This window comes from Streptomyces sp. BYX5S, from assembly GCF_054724165.1.
In genome coordinates this window covers 6184853-6200565 of record NZ_CM138829.1, presented here as the reverse complement: position 1 = coordinate 6200565, position 15713 = coordinate 6184853, and the positions used below count along the sequence as shown (strand labels likewise).

Here is a 15713-nt window from a genome sequence, read left to right as displayed (position 1 = left end):
CGAGAGGCATAGTCCCCCGTTCGTAGGAAGATCCCGCCGCCCAAACGGTTCTGCACCCCACCCCCGCCTACGTTCATCGCATGACCGTGCTCCGGCAGGCCACGCCCCCACTACCCGGCGCGTCCCACACCCGCCCCCGGGTGACCCACCTCCGGCTCTCCGCCTTCGCCCGCCACCGCGGCACCACCCTCCCCCTCGCCCCGTTCACCGCCCTCAGCGGCCCCAGCGGCAGCGGCAAGTCCAGCGCGCTCCGAGCGCTCTCGGCGCTCGCCGCCCTCGGCGGAGGAGCGCAACTGGCCGACGTGTTCCCCCGCCCCCACTCCTACGTCCCCGAGCGCGCCCGCCCCGACGCCGAACAACGCCGCGGCTTCCGCATCGGCTGCACCGTCGAAGGCCCCGCGGGCCCGGTCCGCCTCGACCTCGCCGTCCAGGTGGAACCCGAACTCCGCGTCGTGGGCGAGCGGTTGACCGGCCCCGACATCACGTACCTGGAGACCGCCCTGCGCGACCCCGGCCGCCGCGACGTCCAGGCCGCGTGGCACACCGCGGGCTCCGTGCCGGTGACCCGCGGCCCGCTCCCCGACGACCTGCTCGGTACGGCGATGCTCCCGCTGCGCGTCGCGGGGCGCACGGAGGGGCAGCGCAAGGTGCTCGCGGCGGCGGAGCAGGTCGTCGTCGGCCTGCGCTCCACGTTCGTCTGCGACCCCGACCCCCGCCGGATGCGCGCCCCTGTCGCCCCGGCGGCCGACCGCCTGCACGGCGGCTGCGGCAACCTCGCCGCGGTGCTGCGCCGCACCGCCGCCGAGTGCGGCAACCGGCACGCGCTCCTCGTCGCGGCGGCCCGTGCCGGCCTCGCCGGTCCCGTGACGGACGTCCGGGCCGAACCGACGCCGGACGGGCTCCTGCGCGCGGTCGTGGACCGGGGCGACGGGGTGGTCAGCCCCGTGGAGCGGCTCGCGGACGGCGAGTTGCGGTACCTCGCCCTCGCGCTCGTCCTGCTCACCGGTCCCCGCGTGCTCGCCGTGGACCCGGCGGCCGAGGTGCCGGAGGCGTACCAGAGCCTCACCGTCCTCGCGGACAACCTCGACCGCGGCCTCGACCGCACCCAGTGCGCCGAACTCACGGCGCTGGCCGCCCGCATGTGCGCCCGGGGTCACATCCGCCTCGTCGCCGCGACGGGCGAGGACTCGGCGGCGGTGGAGGGCGCGCGGGCGGCGGGGGCGACGATGGTAGACCTGGGACGATGAACGAAGAACGCAACGAAGAACTCGGCGGCGGGAGCGGCAAGAGCGCTGAGATCGGCAAGAGCGCTGAGATCGGCGAGGGCGGCGGGAGTCGCGGGAGCGGGGAGGCCCGCCCTCTGGACGTGGCGACCCTCCAGACCCGCCTCGCCCGATTCGCCGAGGCCCGCGCCTGGGGCCCCTTCCACACCCCGAAGAACCTCGCGGCCGCGCTCAGCGTGGAGGCGTCCGAACTGGTCGAGATCTTCCAGTGGTTGACCCCCGAGCAGTCGGCCCGCGTGATGGAGGACCCGGACTCGGCGCACCGCGTCGAGGACGAGGTCGCCGACGTTCTCGCGTATCTGCTGCAACTGTGCGAGGTGCTCGGGATCGACGCGCTCGCCGCGCTGTCGGCGAAGATCGACCGCAACGAGCGACGGTTCCCGGTACCCGGCAAGGAAGTCGGTTAGTCCGGGGCCTGTTGTCACTCTCCGGAGTTACGATCTTCTCCACATCGGACTTTGTGTCCACAGATTTCGGGCTTCCCCTAGCTTTTCGCCGCGCATGCCTTCACTCTGGGTAGTGGACGAAGGAGTTCGGCGGGAGACGGACGGGGACGCGATGGATGCGGTGCGGCTCATCGGGGTCGGCCGACGGGCCCTGGCGGAGAGCCAGGATCCGCCGGACATCATGAGGGAGGCGTGGCAGGCACAGGCCATGGCGCAGGCGATGGGGAGTCGCCTCGCGATGCAGGGGCCACCGGAGTTACGAGGCGAGGCGCTGGGGCTGAGCGAGGCGGGAGCGCGCGGAAGCGGCGGTTCGGCGACGCCCGTCGTCGGGGCCGGGGGGATACGGGCGGCGCAACTGACCGAGCTGGGCGATGTGCACCAGGCGTTGATCGAGCTCGGCGCGCTCCTCGGCGACGTGGGCATCGCGCTCGTGGCAGTGGCCAGCGAGTCGTTCGAGGAGGGGGCCTACTGGCAGTGCATGGAGGCGATCGACGCGGCGGACGAATCGCGCGACAGGGTCCTGGACATACTGCAGCGGCTGCCGGAGCGCGGGCGGGGACTGTCGCTGGCCAACCGGGGGCCCGAGCCCGAGCCGGACTCGGACTCCGCGGCGTGAGAGTGGGGCGTCCCGCTCAGGCGTCTTCGGGGATCCTTGGGCGCCCTCGGGCGCCCTCGGGGATTCTCAGGCGTCCTCACCGTCGGGCCGCGAGGCCCTGGGCGGCTGCTGGAGGTCGGCGTCGAGCTGCGAGAGGTCGGCGTTGAGCGCGGCCATCAGCTCTTCCATCTGCTGCAACAGGCCCTTGGGGGCGCCTTGCTGCTCCGGCACGGTCGGGTCCGGCATGGACGTGTCCGGCGCGGACGCGTCCGGTGCGGCCTGATCCGGCGCGGCTTCCTGGGACATGGCGGCCTCCTCGGCCCTCGCCCTTCCGCGTGAGGAAGGGGAGTTGACGCAATATGACGCCCGGCAGCGACCGCCGGCGCGGGTGCCGGGCGGTCCGGCTCCGCCCGAGTCAACGATCACGAAGGGGGCCTGGTCACTGCGCGGCCCCGCCCCCACGCACGGGGTTGACGACTTTCACCCGACCGTGGTGACGGTGCCGAAGAGGGGAGGCGGCATGGGAACGGTGACGACGCCCGCGAGTCCGGGCTCAGCTCAGCTGCGGTGCCACCTCGGAGGCGATCAGTTCGAGGTGGTCCAGGTCGTCGAGATCGAGCATCTGGAGGTACATCCGCTGGGAGCCGACGGCCTGGTAGGCGGCGATGCGCTCGACGACCTCGGCGGGGGAACCGGCGAGACCGTTCGCCTTGAGCTCGTCGACGTCGCGGCCGATGGCGTCGGCGCGGCGCTTGACCTCGGCGTCGTCGCGGCCGACGCAGGCGATGAGGGCGTTGGAGTAGGTGAGGGCGTCCTGGGCGCGCCCGTGCTCACCGGCCGCCGCCTTCACGCGCTTGAACTGCTGCTCGGTGTCGGCGATCGAGGCGAACGGGATGTTGAACTCGGTGGCGTACTTCGCGGCGAGCGCCGGGGTCTTCTTCGCGCCGTGCCCGCCGACGAGGATCGGTACGCGCGACTGGGCGGGCTTGGGCAGCGCGGGGGAGTCCTTCAACTGGTAGAAGGTCCCGTCGTAGGTGAAGCGCTGGCCGACCGGCGTCTCCCACAGGCCCGTCACAATGGCGAGCTGCTCCTCGAGACGACCGAACTTCTCCTTGGGGAACGGGATGCCGTACGCGGAGTGCTCCTCCTCGTACCAGCCGGAGCCGAGCCCCAGCTCGACGCGGCCGCCGGACATCTGGTCGACCTGCGCGACCTGGATGGCGAGCACACCGGGCAGCCGGAAGGTGCCGGCCGTCATCAGCGTCCCGAGCCGGATCCGCCGGGTCTCACGGGCCAGCCCGGCGAGCGTGGTCCAGGCGTCCGTCGGCCCCGGCAGACCGTCGACGGATCCCATGTGGAGGTAGTGGTCGGACCGGAAGAAGGCTCCATAGTTCAAGTCCTCGGCGGCGCGGGCGACGCGGAGCAGCGTCTCGTAGGTGGCGCCCTGCTGCGGTTCGGTGAATACGCGAAGATCCATGCACCCATCATGCAGGTCACAGCCGTGCGCTTCGATGACATGGGCGGCTTCGCGCGGGCGAAAACCCATGGTGGTGACGGGCCGTCGGTGACCATAATCGGCCGTGTGTTCATGACGATCTCGACCACCGGCACTGCCACGAATCCGGCCACCGATCTGGGCTTTCTGCTGCACAAGCATCCTGAGCGGGCCCAGGCGTTCAGCACGGCGCACGGCACCGCGCACGTCCTCTACCCCGAGGCGAGCGACGAGCGGTGCACGGCCGCGCTGCTGCTGGAAGTGGATCCCGTGGCGCTGGCGCGGCGGGGGCACGGCAAGGGCCGGGGCGGCGCGCCCGACGTGGCGCTCGCGCAGTACGTGAACGACCGGCCCTACGCCGCGTCGTCGCTGCTGGCCGTGGCGTTGAGCAACGTCTTCTCCAGTGCGCTGCGCGGTGTGTGCAGGTCCCGTCCGGAGCGGGCCGAGCAGCCGCTGCCGCTGCGCATCGAGGTGCCGGCGCTGCCCGCGCGGGGCGGGCCCGATCTCGTCCGGAAGCTGTTCGAGCCGCTCGGCTGGCGGGTGGGCGTCGAGGCGGTGGCGCTGGACGCGCAGTTCCCCGAGTGGGGCGACTCGCGGTACGTACGGCTCGTCCTGGAGGGCGAATTGCGGCTCGCGCACGCGCTGCGCCACCTGTACGTGCTGCTGCCGGTGCTCGACGACGCCAAGCACTACTGGGTCTCGGCGGACGAGGTCGACAAGTTGCTGCGGGCGGGCGACGGCTGGCTGGCCGAGCACCCCGAGCAGAAGCTCATCGTCGGCCGGTACCTGTCGCGGCGCTGGTCGCTGGCCCGGCAGGCAATGGAGCGGCTCGAACTGGCGCGACTCGCGGACGCCGACGACACGGACGTCGAGGAGATCGACAACGCCGTGGACGAGGAGAGCGACACCGAGGAGCGGCCCGTGCCGCTGGCCGTGCGGCGCCGGGAGGCGATCCTCGCCGTGCTCCGCGTGTCCGGGGCGGGGCGGGTGCTCGACCTGGGCTGCGGACAGGGCCAGTTGGTGCAGGAACTGCTCAAGGACGCCCGGTTCACCGAGATCGTCGGCGTGGACGTGTCCGTGCGGGCGCTCACCGTGGCGTCCCGGCGGCTCAAGCTGGACCGGCTGGGAGAGCGGCAGGCCGCGCGCGTCCGGCTCGTGCAGGGTTCGCTCGCGTACACCGACAAGCGGCTCAAGGGGCACGACGCGGCGGTGCTCAGCGAGGTGATCGAGCACCTCGACCTGCCGCGGCTGCCGGCCCTCGAGTACGCCGTGTTCGGCTCGGCCCGGCCTCGCACGGTCGTCGTGACCACGCCGAACGTGGAGTACAACGTCCGCTGGGAGTCCCTGCCCGCCGGGCACGTCAGACACGGTGACCACCGTTTCGAGTGGACGCGCGCCCAGTTCCGCGACTGGGCGGGGCAGGTCGCCGCGCGGCACGGATACGCCGTGCGGTACGAGCCGGTGGGACCCGACGACCCCGAGGTGGGGCCGCCCACCCAGATGGCGGTCTTCACGACGACCGATCCCGCGGACACCGCGGCCAGGAACGAGAAGGAGGCGAAGGCCGTATGAGCGCCACCCGCACCATCGACACCACCGACACCGCAGGGCGCGTGCTGCCCGTCACCGACCTCTCGCTGATCGTGCTGGTCGGAGCGTCCGGCTCGGGCAAGTCCACGTTCGCGCACAGCCACTTCAAGCCGACCGAGGTGATCTCCAGCGACTTCTGCCGGGGCCTCGTGGCCGACGACGAGAACGACCAGAGCGCCAGCCGCGACGCCTTCGACGTGCTGCACTACATCGCCGGCAAGCGGCTCGCGGCGGGCCGCCTCACCGTCGTCGACGCGACCAACGTCCAGCAGGACGCGCGTCGTCAGCTGGTCGACCTGGCGCGCAAGCACGACGTGCTGCCCATCGCCATCGTGCTCGACGTCCCGGAGGACGTGTGCGCCGCGCGGAACGCGCGGCGGACCGACCGCGCCGACATGCCGCGCCGCGTCATCACCCGCCACACCCGCGAGCTGCGCCGCTCCCTCAAGCACTTGGAGCGCGAAGGGTTCCGCAGGGTGCACGTCCTGCGCGGCGTCGCCGACGTCGAGGGCGCGAGCGTCGTGCGCGAGAAGCGGTTCAACGACCTGACGCACCTCACCGGACCGTTCGACATCGTCGGCGACATCCACGGCTGCGCGAGCGAACTCGAGACGCTGCTCAGCAAGCTGGGCTACGTGGACGGGGAGCACCCGGAGGGGCGCACCGCCGTCTTCGTCGGCGACCTCGTCGACCGTGGCCCCGACACACCCGGTGTGCTGCGTCGCGTGATGGGCATGGTGCGGGCCGGTACCGCGCTGTGCGTGCCCGGCAACCACGAGAACAAGCTGGGGAGGTGGCTCAAGGGCCGCAACGTGCAGCACACGCACGGCCTCGCCGAGACCATCGCGCAGCTGGAGGGGGAGACCGAGGAGTTCCGGGCGCGGGTGCGCACCTTCGTCGAAGGACTCGTCAGCCACTACGTGCTGGACGGTGGACGGCTCGTCGTGTGCCACGCCGGGCTGCCCGAGAAGTACCACGGCCGCACGTCCGGGCGGGTGCGCTCGCACGCGCTGTACGGCGACACGACGGGCGAGACCGACGAGTTCGGGCTGCCGGTGCGCTACCCGTGGGCGGAGGACTACCGGGGCCAGGCCGCCGTGGTCTACGGCCACACCCCGGTGCCCACCGCTACATGGCTCAACAACACCATCTGCCTCGACACCGGTGCGGTGTTCGGCGGGAAGCTCACCGCGCTGCGCTGGCCCGAGCGCGAGTTGGTCGACGTACCGGCCGAGCAGGTCTGGTACGAGCCGACCAGGCCGCTGACCACCGAGGCGCCGGGCGGGCACGAGGGGCGTCCGCTCGACCTCGCCGACGTGCACGGCCGCCGGGTCGTCGAGACCCGGCACAGCGGACGCGTCACGGTGCGCGAGGAGAACGCGGCAGCGGCGCTGGAGGTCATGAGCCGGTTCGCGGTCGACCCGCGGCTCGTGCCGTACCTGCCGCCGACGATGGCGCCCACCGCCACCTCCGAGGTGGAGGGCTATCTGGAGCACCCGGCGGAGGCGTTCGCGCAGTACGCCGCCGACGGTGTGGCGCGGGTCGTGTGCGAGGAGAAGCACATGGGGTCGCGGGCCGTGGCGCTGGTGTGCCGGGACGCCGAGGCGGCGAAGGAGCGGTTCGGGGTGAGCGACGGGTCGGTCACCGGCTCGCTCTACACCCGGACCGGGCGGCCGTTCTTCGACAGCCGGGAGACCACCGAGGCGGTGCTCGCGCGAGTGCGGGACGCGGTCGGCGCCGCCGGTCTGTGGGAGGAGCTCGACACGGACTGGGTGCTGCTGGACGCCGAGTTGATGCCGTGGTCGCTCAAGGCGTCCGGGCTGCTGCGCGCGCAGTACGCGGCGGTGGGCGCGGCGTCCGGCGCGGTGTTCCCCGGGGCGCTCGGTGCGCTGGAGGCGGCGGCCGGGCGGGGCGTCGACGTGGGCGAGCTGCTCGACCGGCAGCGCGGGCGGGCGGCCGACGCCGAGGCGTTCACGGACGCGTACCGGCGCTACTGCTGGAGCACGGACGGGCTGGAGGGGGTGCGGCTCGCGCCGTTCCAGATCCTCGCGGCCCGGGGGCGGTCGCTCGCGGCGGTGCCGCACGACGAGCAGCTCGCGCTCATCGACCGGATCGTCGCGCACGACACCACGGGGCTGTTGCAGACCACGCGTCGGCTGTACGTCGACACGGGGGACGCGGAGTCGGTGCGGGCCGGAATCGACTGGTGGCTGGAGATGACCGGGCGCGGTGGCGAGGGCATGGTCGTCAAGCCGGTGGGGGCGCTGGTGCGGGACGAGAAGGGGCGGCTCGTGCAGCCCGGTGTGAAGTGCCGGGGGCGGGAGTACCTCCGGATCATCTACGGGCCGGAGTACACGAGGCCGGGGAACCTGGCGAAGCTGCGGCAGCGGTTTCTTGGGCACAAGAGGTCGTTGGCGATACGGGAGTACGGGTTGGGGGTGGAGGCGTTGGACCGGTTGGCGGCGGGGGAGCCGTTGTGGCGGGTCCACGAGGCGGTGTTCGCGGTGCTGGCCCTTGAGTCGGAGCCGGTCGACCCGCGCCTGTGACCCCACCCCCGGGGCTCCGCCCCCGGACCCCGCTCCTCAATCGCCGGAGGGGCTTGAATTGCCCGGCCAGTGCTTTTCAGCCTCGCCGGCGTTTGAGCCCCGGGGTGTCACCACGGGTGGCGGGCGTGGGGGGCGAGGCCGGGGAAGGATGGGGGTATGGGATTTCACGTCGACTCCGAGGCCGGGCGGCTGCGCCGAGTGATTCTGCACCGGCCCGACCTGGAACTGAAACGCCTCACGCCGAGCAACAAGGACCAGTTGCTCTTCGACGACGTCCTGTGGGTACGCCGAGCCCGCGCGGAGCACGACGGTTTCGCCGACGTGCTCCGCGACCGCGGCGTCAGCGTCCACCTCTTCGGCGACCTGCTCACCGAGACCCTCGACGTGGACGCCGCCCGCGGCCTCGTCCTGGACCGCGTCTTCGACGAGAAGGAGTACGGCCCGCTGGCCACGGCCCACCTGCGCGAGGCGTTCGAGACGCTGCCGTCCCCGCAGCTCGCCGAGGCGCTGATCGGCGGGATGACGAAGCGGGAGTTCCTCGCGGCGCACCCGGAGCCGACCTCCGTGCGCTTCCACGTCATGGAGCTGGACGACTTCCTGCTCGGCCCGCTGCCCAACCACCTGTTCACCCGCGACACGTCCGCCTGGATCTACGACGGCGTGTCCATCAACGCGATGCGCTGGCCGGCCCGGCAGCGCGAGACCGTGCACTTCGAGGCGATCTACCGGCACCACCCGCTGTTCCGCGACGACGGCGGGTTCCACGTCTGGTCCGAGGGCCAGGCCGACTACCCGTCGACCATCGAGGGCGGCGACGTCCTCGTCATCGGGCAGGGCGCCGTGCTCATCGGGATGAGTGAGCGCACCACACCGCAGGCCGTGGAGATGCTCGCGCACAAACTGTTCGCCGCGGGCTCGGCCCGCACCATCGTGGCGCTCGACATGCCGAAGCGCAGGGCCTTCATGCACCTCGACACCGTCATGACGATGGTCGACGGCGATACGTTCACGCAGTACGCGGGGCTCGGCATGCTGCGCTCGTACACCATCGAACCGGGCACCTCGCCGAAGGAGTTGAAGGTCACCGACCATCCGGCCGAGCACATGCACCGCGCCATCGCCGCCGCGCTCGGGCTCCCCGAGATCCGCGTGCTGACCGCCACGCAGGACGTGCACGCCGCCGAGCGCGAGCAGTGGGACGACGGCTGCAATGTGCTCGCCGTCGAGCCGGGGGTCGTCGTGGCGTACGAGCGGAACGCGACGACGAACACGTTCCTGCGCAAGCAGGGGATCGAGGTCATCGAGATCCCGGGCAGTGAACTGGGGCGGGGCCGCGGCGGCCCCCGCTGCATGAGCTGCCCGGTCGAGCGGGACCCCGTGCCCTCGTAACCGCCTGCGTCCGTCCGCGAGTTCCACCCCCGGGCGGTGGCCACGGCCCCCTCTTCCCAGACGGGCTCGGCGCGGCGTACGGTCCTGGCGACCCGCCAAACGAAAGGCATTCGTTTTGACGTCGTCCCCCGAGACCGCACCGGGCAGGGCCGTCGCCCCGCCGGCCACCACGCTGGAGAAGGGCGCCATCGGCACCGGTGACCTGGTCTTCTTCGTCGTGGCGGCCGCGGCGCCGCTGACCGTCATGGCGGGTGTCGCCCCGCTGGCCATCGGCATGGCGGGCCAGGGCGCCCCGCTCGGCTACCTCGTCTCCGGCCTGCTCCTCATCGTCTTCGCCGCCGGTTTCACCGCGATGAGCCGCTACGTGCGCAACGCCGGCGCCTTCTACGCGTACATCGGCCGGGGCCTGGGACGTCCGGCCGGAGTGGGTTCCGCCTACGTCGCGCTGCTCGCGTACAACGCGATCGAGGTCGGACTCCTCGCCGCCTTCGGGGTGTTCGCCGAGTCCGGGTTCCAGGACCTGACAGGCGCCCGGATCCCCTGGTGGGCCTGGGCGCTCGCAGGACTCGTGGCCATCGGCGTGCTCGGCTGGCTCAAGGTCACCCTCAGCGCCAAGGTGTTGGGCGTCGCGCTCGTCCTCGAAGTGCTCGTCCTGCTGGTGTTCGAAGCCGGGGTGTTCGCGGGCGGCGGCGGGCCGGGCGGCCCGGAGTTCGGCGCGCTCTCCCCGGGCCACCTCCTGAACGGCGGAGTGGGCGGCATGTTCGTCCTCGCCATCGGCGCCTTCGTCGGTTTCGAGGCGACCGCGATCTACGCCGAGGAGGCCCGCCGGCCGGAGCGCTCGGTGCCGCGCGCCACGTACGTCGCCGTCGGATTCCTCGCGCTCTTCTACACCTTCACCGTCTGGACGATCATCAACGCGTACGGGGCGGGGGACGCACAGCGGGTCGCGAACGGGGACGGCGGCGCCGACATGGTGTTCACCGCGACCGAGCGGTTCGTCGTGGCCTGGGCCGCCGACGCCATGCACGTCCTGATCATCACCAGCGCCTTCGCCGCCACCCTCGCCTTCCACAACGGCGCCACCCGCTACTTCTACGCCCTCGGCCGCGAGGGCCTGCTGCCGCGCCGCCTCGGCCGGGTCACCGCGCGCACCGGCTCGCCCGCCGTCGCCGTGGTGGCGCAGTCGGCGCTCGCACTGCTCACCGTCGTCGTGACGCTGATCGCGGGCGTGGACCCGTACAGCGTCACGTTCCTGTGGACCAACGGCACCGGGATCCTCGGTGTGATGCTGATGCAGGCCGGCGCCGCACTCGCGGTGTACGGGTTCTTCCGCCGCGACCGGCGCGGGCTGCCCGCGTGGCGGGTGGTCGCCGCGCCGCTGGTGTCCTGCGCCGGGCTGGCCGTGCTCATCGGTCTGGCCTGCGTCAACCTCGACCTGCTCACGGGGGCGACGCCGGGCGTCAACGCGGTGCTGCTCGCACCGCTGCCGGTGCTGTTCGCGCTCGGAGTCGTGGTCGCGCTGCGGGTGCGGCGCCGCGATCCGGCCGCGTACGCCCGGCTGACCACCGCCGACGCCGAGCGCGTCTGACATCCGTACATCAGGAGATCGAGAGACATGCTGGTACTGCGCGGCACCGTCCGCACCGGGAGCCGGACGTACGGCGACGTGGACGCGCTCGCCGTGCGCGACGGCCGGATCGTGGCTTTGGGCGCGGCGGCAAAGGCCCTCGCCGCCACCGCCGACGAGGTGCTCGACCTCGGCGCGGACGCGCTGCTCATGCCCGCCTTCGGCGACGGCCACGCCCACCCGCTCTTCGGCGGCCTGGAGCACTTCGGGCCGCGGATCAAGGAGGCGGGGTCGGTCGAGGAGATCGTCGCCGAGGTCGGGAGGTGGGCCGCCGAGCACCCCGAGGAGGAGTGGATCGTCGGCGCCAGCTACGACCCGGCACTCGTCCCCGACGGCGCGTTCGACGCCCGCTGGCTGGACGCCGCCGTCCCCGACCGGCCCGTCGTGCTGCGCGCCTACGACTACCACACGGTGTGGTGCAACACCGAGGCGCTGCGCCGCGCCGGAGTGGACGCGACGACGCCGGAACCCCGCCTCGGCTGGATCGTGCGCCGCCCCGACGGCACCCCGATGGGCACCCTGCGCGAGTGGCACGCCTGCGACCTGGTGCTCGACCGGGTGCCGGGCCGCCCCGTGGACGAGCTGGTCGACGCCCTCCGCGTGGCGGGCCGGGCGTACGCGCGGGCGGGTCTGACGTGGGTGCAGGACGCGTGGGTGGAGCCGGAGATGGTCGACGCCTACCTGGAGGCCGCCCGCCGCGGAGCCCTCCGCTTCCGCGTGAACCTCGCCCAGCGCGCCGACCCGGACCGCTGGCGCGAGCAACGTCCGGCGTTCACGCGACAGCGCCGCCGGATCGAGGCCGAGGGCGGCGAGCTGCTCACCGCCCGCACCGTGAAGTTCTTCAGCGACGGCGTGATCGAGGGCGGCACCGCCGCGCTGCTCGCCCCCTACGACGACGCCCCGCACAGCTGCGGGATGCCCGTGTGGGAACCGGCGGCGCTCGCCGAGGCCGTCCGGGCGTTCGACGCCGACGGCTTCCAGATCCACATCCACGCCATTGGTGACGCCGGGGTGCGGGCCGCGCTCGACGCGATCGAGTCCGCGGCCCGGACGAACGGCGCGGGGGACCGCCGCCCGGTGATCACCCATGTCCAGCTCGTCGACCCCGCCGACCTGCCGCGCTTCGCCGAACTCGGGGTGATCGCCAACTTCGAGCCGCTGTGGGCGCAGCCCGACCCCTTGCAGACCGTGCTGTCCGTGCCGCGCATCGGCGACAAGCGGGCTGCCCTGCAGTACCCGATGGGCGACCTCGCGCACGGCGGGGCGCGGCTGTCGTTCGGCAGCGACTGGCCGGTGAGTTCGTACGAGCCGCTGGAGGGGATCCAGGTGGCGGTGACCCGGCGGACGTTCGACGGCGAGCCGGAGGGCGGCTGGCTGCCCCACCAGCGGCTGACCGTCGAGCAGGCGCTGGCCGCGTACACGGCGGGCTCGGCGCACCAGGCCTTCGCCGACGAGCGCGCCGCGCTCGTGCCGGGGGCGCCCGCGGACCTGGTGTGGCTGTCGGCGGACCCGCGGACCACGGACCCGATGCGGTTGCGGGAGATCCGGGTGCTCGGCACCTGGCTGGCGGGGAATCCCACGTTCCGCAACGGATCATGAATAGAAATGTGGAACATCGTATAGACTTCCATTGTCCCGATCTCGTCCCCGAGTCATGCCCAGGAGTACCCCCATGAGCCTCACCGGCCGCCACTTCCTCAAGGAGCTGGACTTCACCGCCGAGGAGTTCCGAGGCCTGGTCGACCTGGCCGCCGAGCTGAAGGCGGCCAAGAAGGCGGGGGCCGAGACGCAGCACCTCAAGGGCAAGAACATCGCGCTGATCTTCGAGAAGGCGTCCACGCGCACCCGCTGCTCCTTCGAGGTCGCCGCCGCCGACCAGGGCGCGTCGACGACGTACATCGACCCGGCCGGTTCGCACATCGGCAAGAAGGAGTCGAGCAAGGACACCGCCCGCGTCCTCGGCCGGATGTTCGACGCCATCGAGTTCCGGGGCGACGAGCAGGCCATCGTCGAGACGCTCGCCGAGTACGCGGGCGTGCCGGTCTACAACGGCCTGACCGACGACTGGCACCCCACGCAGATGCTGGCCGACGTGCTCACGATGACCGAGCACAGCGCCAAGCCGCTCGCCGAGATCGCCTTCGCCTACCTCGGCGACGCCCGCTTCAACATGGGCAACTCCTACCTCGTCACCGGCGCCCTGCTCGGCATGGACGTCCGGATCGTCGCGCCGAAGACCTACTGGCCGGCCGAGGAGATCATCGCCAAGGCCCGTGAGCTGGCCGCCGCCAGCGGTGCCCGCATCACGCTCACCGAGTCCGTCGAGGAGGGTGTGGCCGGCTCCGACTTCGTCGTCACCGACGTCTGGGTCTCCATGGGGGAGCCCGAGGAGGTCTGGGACGAGCGCATCAAGGCCCTCACGCCGTACGCGGTCACGATGGACGTGCTGCGCGCGACGGGCAACGCGGAGGTGAAGTTCCTGCACTGCCTGCCCGCCTTCCACGACCTGGGCACCAAGGTCGGCCGCGAGATCCACGCCAAGTACGGCCTGGAGTCCCTGGAAGTCACCGACGAGGTGTTCGAGTCGGAGCACTCGGTCGTCTTCGACGAGGCGGAGAACCGGATGCACACCATCAAGGCCGTCATGGTCGCGACGCTCGGCAAGTAGCCGCAAACAGAACATTCAGTAAGCAACCGTTCAAACTGGTGGGGCCGGAACACCACTCCCGGCCCCACCGGCATGCGGCACACCCCGCCGCACCGCACCACCAGAAAAGAGCACCACCCCATGTCGCCGACCCCGTCCGGCCTGCGCATCAAGTCGCCCGAAGCCCTCATCGCCGAATCGGGCGCCGACCTCGAAGGCCACGGCCTCAAGCGCACCATGGGGCTGTTCCAGCTCGTGTGCTTCGGCGTCGGCGCGATCGTCGGCACCGGCATCTTCGTCGGCCTGTCCGACACGGTCGCGGAGGCCGGCCCCGCCGTCATCCTCTCCTTCGTCCTCGCCGCGATCACCTGCATCTTCACGGCGTTCTCCTTCGCCGAGCTGGGCAGCGCGATCCCGGTCTCCGGCTCCTCGTACTCCTTCGCCTACGCGACCCTCGGCGAGCGCGTCGCGTTCCTCGTCGGCTGGTGTCTGCTCCTGGAGTACGGCGTCTCGGTGTCGGCCGTGGCCGTCGGCTGGAGCCAGTACCTCAACGAGCTGCTCGACAGCGTCTTCGGCTGGCAGCTGCCCGACGCGCTGTCCGCCGGGCCCGCCGACGGCGGCGTGGTCAACCTGCCGGCCGTGCTCGTCATGATGATGGCCGCGACGCTGCTCGTGCGGGGCATCCGGGAGAGCGCGGGGGCGACCGCCGCGATGGCCGTGCTCAAGATCGGCATCCTGATCGTCTTCTGCGCGATCGCCTTCTCCGCCTTCCAGGACGGCAACCTGACGCCTTTCCTCAAGGACGGCATGGCCGGTGTCACCTCCGGCGCCTCCCTCGCCTTCTTCTCGTACATCGGCTTCGACGCGGTCACCACGGCGGGCGAAGAGGTCAAGAATCCGCGGCGCAACATCCCGCTCGCCATCCTGATCTGCATCGGCATCGTCACGCTGCTCTACGTCGCCGTGGCCGTCGCCGCCATCGGCGCGCTCGGCGCGGACGCCGTCGGGGACAAGCCCGCCGCGCTCTCGCTCGTCGTCGACCAGGTCACCGGCTCCGACATCGGCGGCGGCATCATCGCCTTCGGCGCGGTCGTCGCCATCGCCTCGGTCGTGCTCGCGGTGATGTACGGGCAGACCCGCATCCTGATGTCGATGTCCCGCGACGGACTGATCCCGCGGGTCTTCGAGCGGGTCTCCCCGAAGACGCACACGCCGGTCACCAACACGTGGATCGTCGCGGTCGTCTTCGCGATCCCGGCCGCGTTCTCCTCGCTCGACGCCGTCGTCAACCTCACGACCATCGGCACCCTCGCCACCATGGTCGTCGTGAACATCGCGGTGATCGCGCTGCGCCGCTCGCACCCCGGACTGAAGCGCTCGTTCCGGGTACCGCTCTACCCGGTGAGCCCGATCCTCGGCGTCGGTTTCTGCCTCTACCTGATCTGGGGCACGGGCTGGACGACATGGGTGCAGTTCGCGGTGTTCCTCGTCGTCGGGGCCCTCGTCTACGCGCTGTACGGGCGCCGGAACTCGCGGCTCGGCGGCGGGGGCGCTACGCCTCGGACGCCGGACGGGGCATCGGCACCGTAGGAGGAAGCGTGAACCACACCGCCTTGCCGGAATCGGTGGGGCGGTGTCCGCACGACGAGCTGAGGGTGCGGATGAGGAGCAGGCCGCGCCCGTGCTCCTGCCAGGGGTCGGGCATCACGGCGTCGTCCGGGTTGGTGAGGTCGGCCGGCGGCGCCGGGTCCGTGTCGTGCACCTCGACCTGACAGCCCGATTCGAGCAGCTCCACGACCAGCTCGATCGGCGAGTCCCCGGCGGTGTGCTCCACCGCGTTCGCCACCAGCTCCGCCGTCAGCAGCTCCGCCGTGTCCGCGTCGGCCGCCGGTGACGCGAGCTCCGTCAGCGCGGTCCGCACGAGGGCGCGAGCGACCGGCACGGCCGCCGCGGTGTGCGGCAGCGCGATGCGCCACGACGTGGGCGTGGGAGGACCGGGGAAGGGGGTCACAGCGGAATCCTGGGGAGCGGAGGGCACGGAAGCGGCTTCAAGGGCGGGCTCGGGAACGGGCTCGGGGAACGGGCTCAAGGCGGC

13 protein-coding genes are annotated in these 15713 nt (G+C 72.1%); 10 read left to right on the top strand and 3 right to left on the bottom strand.

Annotated elements, in window-relative coordinates; translation table 11 throughout:
* The first annotated feature begins 80 nt into the window (after positions 1–80).
* The 3 genes from ACYBSK_RS27960 (at position 81) to ACYBSK_RS27950 (ending at position 2345) form a co-directional block, all read left to right on the top strand.
* On the top strand, positions 81–1247 hold the full coding sequence (locus ACYBSK_RS27960; RefSeq protein ID WP_460243786.1) for an ATP-binding protein: 1167 nt from the start codon (positions 81–83) through the stop codon (positions 1245–1247).
* A gap of 119 nt (positions 1248–1366) precedes the next feature.
* On the top strand, positions 1367–1690 hold the full coding sequence (locus ACYBSK_RS27955; RefSeq protein ID WP_460247113.1) for a nucleotide pyrophosphohydrolase: 324 nt from the start codon (positions 1367–1369) through the stop codon (positions 1688–1690).
* 151 nt (positions 1691–1841) lie between these two features.
* Positions 1842–2345, top strand: a complete 504-nt coding sequence (locus tag ACYBSK_RS27950; RefSeq protein WP_457481880.1) for a DUF6099 family protein — start codon at positions 1842–1844, stop codon at positions 2343–2345.
* Between the two features lie 66 nt (positions 2346–2411).
* Here ACYBSK_RS27950 and ACYBSK_RS27945 read toward each other — a convergent pair whose 3' ends face one another.
* Both ACYBSK_RS27945 and ACYBSK_RS27940 read right to left on the bottom strand, forming a co-directional pair.
* Positions 2412–2630, bottom strand: a complete 219-nt coding sequence (locus ACYBSK_RS27945; protein WP_457480016.1) for a hypothetical protein — start codon at positions 2628–2630, stop codon at positions 2412–2414.
* 247 nt (positions 2631–2877) lie between these two features.
* Positions 2878–3801, bottom strand: a complete 924-nt coding sequence (locus tag ACYBSK_RS27940) for an LLM class F420-dependent oxidoreductase (RefSeq protein ID WP_457480015.1) — start codon at positions 3799–3801, stop codon at positions 2878–2880.
* Positions 3802–3906: 105 nt separating this feature from the next.
* Between ACYBSK_RS27940 and ACYBSK_RS27935 the strand changes: the two genes are divergently transcribed.
* The 7 genes from ACYBSK_RS27935 (at position 3907) to ACYBSK_RS27905 (ending at position 15208) form a co-directional block, all read left to right on the top strand.
* Positions 3907–5391, top strand: a complete 1485-nt coding sequence (locus tag ACYBSK_RS27935; protein ID WP_460243785.1) for a 3' terminal RNA ribose 2'-O-methyltransferase Hen1 — start codon at positions 3907–3909, stop codon at positions 5389–5391.
* Complete coding sequence (locus tag ACYBSK_RS27930) at positions 5388–7955, top strand: polynucleotide kinase-phosphatase (protein WP_460243784.1); 2568 nt, start codon at positions 5388–5390, stop codon at positions 7953–7955. The genes ACYBSK_RS27935 and ACYBSK_RS27930 overlap by 4 nt, the downstream gene beginning before the upstream one ends.
* A gap of 156 nt (positions 7956–8111) precedes the next feature.
* Positions 8112–9344 (top strand): arginine deiminase, encoded by a 1233-nt coding sequence (locus ACYBSK_RS27925; protein ID WP_457480013.1) that lies wholly within the window; start codon positions 8112–8114, stop codon positions 9342–9344.
* A 115-nt stretch (positions 9345–9459) separates the two neighbouring features.
* Positions 9460–10932 carry an APC family permease gene (locus ACYBSK_RS27920; protein ID WP_460243783.1) on the top strand — a complete coding sequence of 491 codons (1473 nt, stop codon included), beginning with the start codon at positions 9460–9462 and terminating at the stop codon, positions 10930–10932.
* Positions 10933–10959: 27 nt separating this feature from the next.
* Entirely contained in the window at positions 10960–12570 is a 1611-nt protein-coding gene (locus tag ACYBSK_RS27915) for an amidohydrolase (RefSeq protein ID WP_460243782.1), read from the top strand.
* A gap of 73 nt (positions 12571–12643) precedes the next feature.
* Positions 12644–13639: an ornithine carbamoyltransferase gene (gene argF / locus ACYBSK_RS27910; protein WP_457480010.1), complete on the top strand. Its 996-nt coding sequence runs from the start codon at positions 12644–12646 to the stop codon at positions 13637–13639.
* Positions 13640–13759: 120 nt separating this feature from the next.
* On the top strand, positions 13760–15208 hold the full coding sequence (locus ACYBSK_RS27905; RefSeq protein WP_457480009.1) for an amino acid permease: 1449 nt from the start codon (positions 13760–13762) through the stop codon (positions 15206–15208).
* Here ACYBSK_RS27905 and ACYBSK_RS27900 read toward each other — a convergent pair.
* Positions 15171–15629 carry an ATP-binding protein gene (locus ACYBSK_RS27900; protein WP_457480008.1) on the bottom strand — a complete coding sequence of 153 codons (459 nt, stop codon included), beginning with the start codon at positions 15627–15629 and terminating at the stop codon, positions 15171–15173. The two genes, ACYBSK_RS27905 and ACYBSK_RS27900, sit on opposite strands and share 38 nt — an antisense overlap.
* Positions 15630–15713 lie beyond the last annotated feature (84 nt).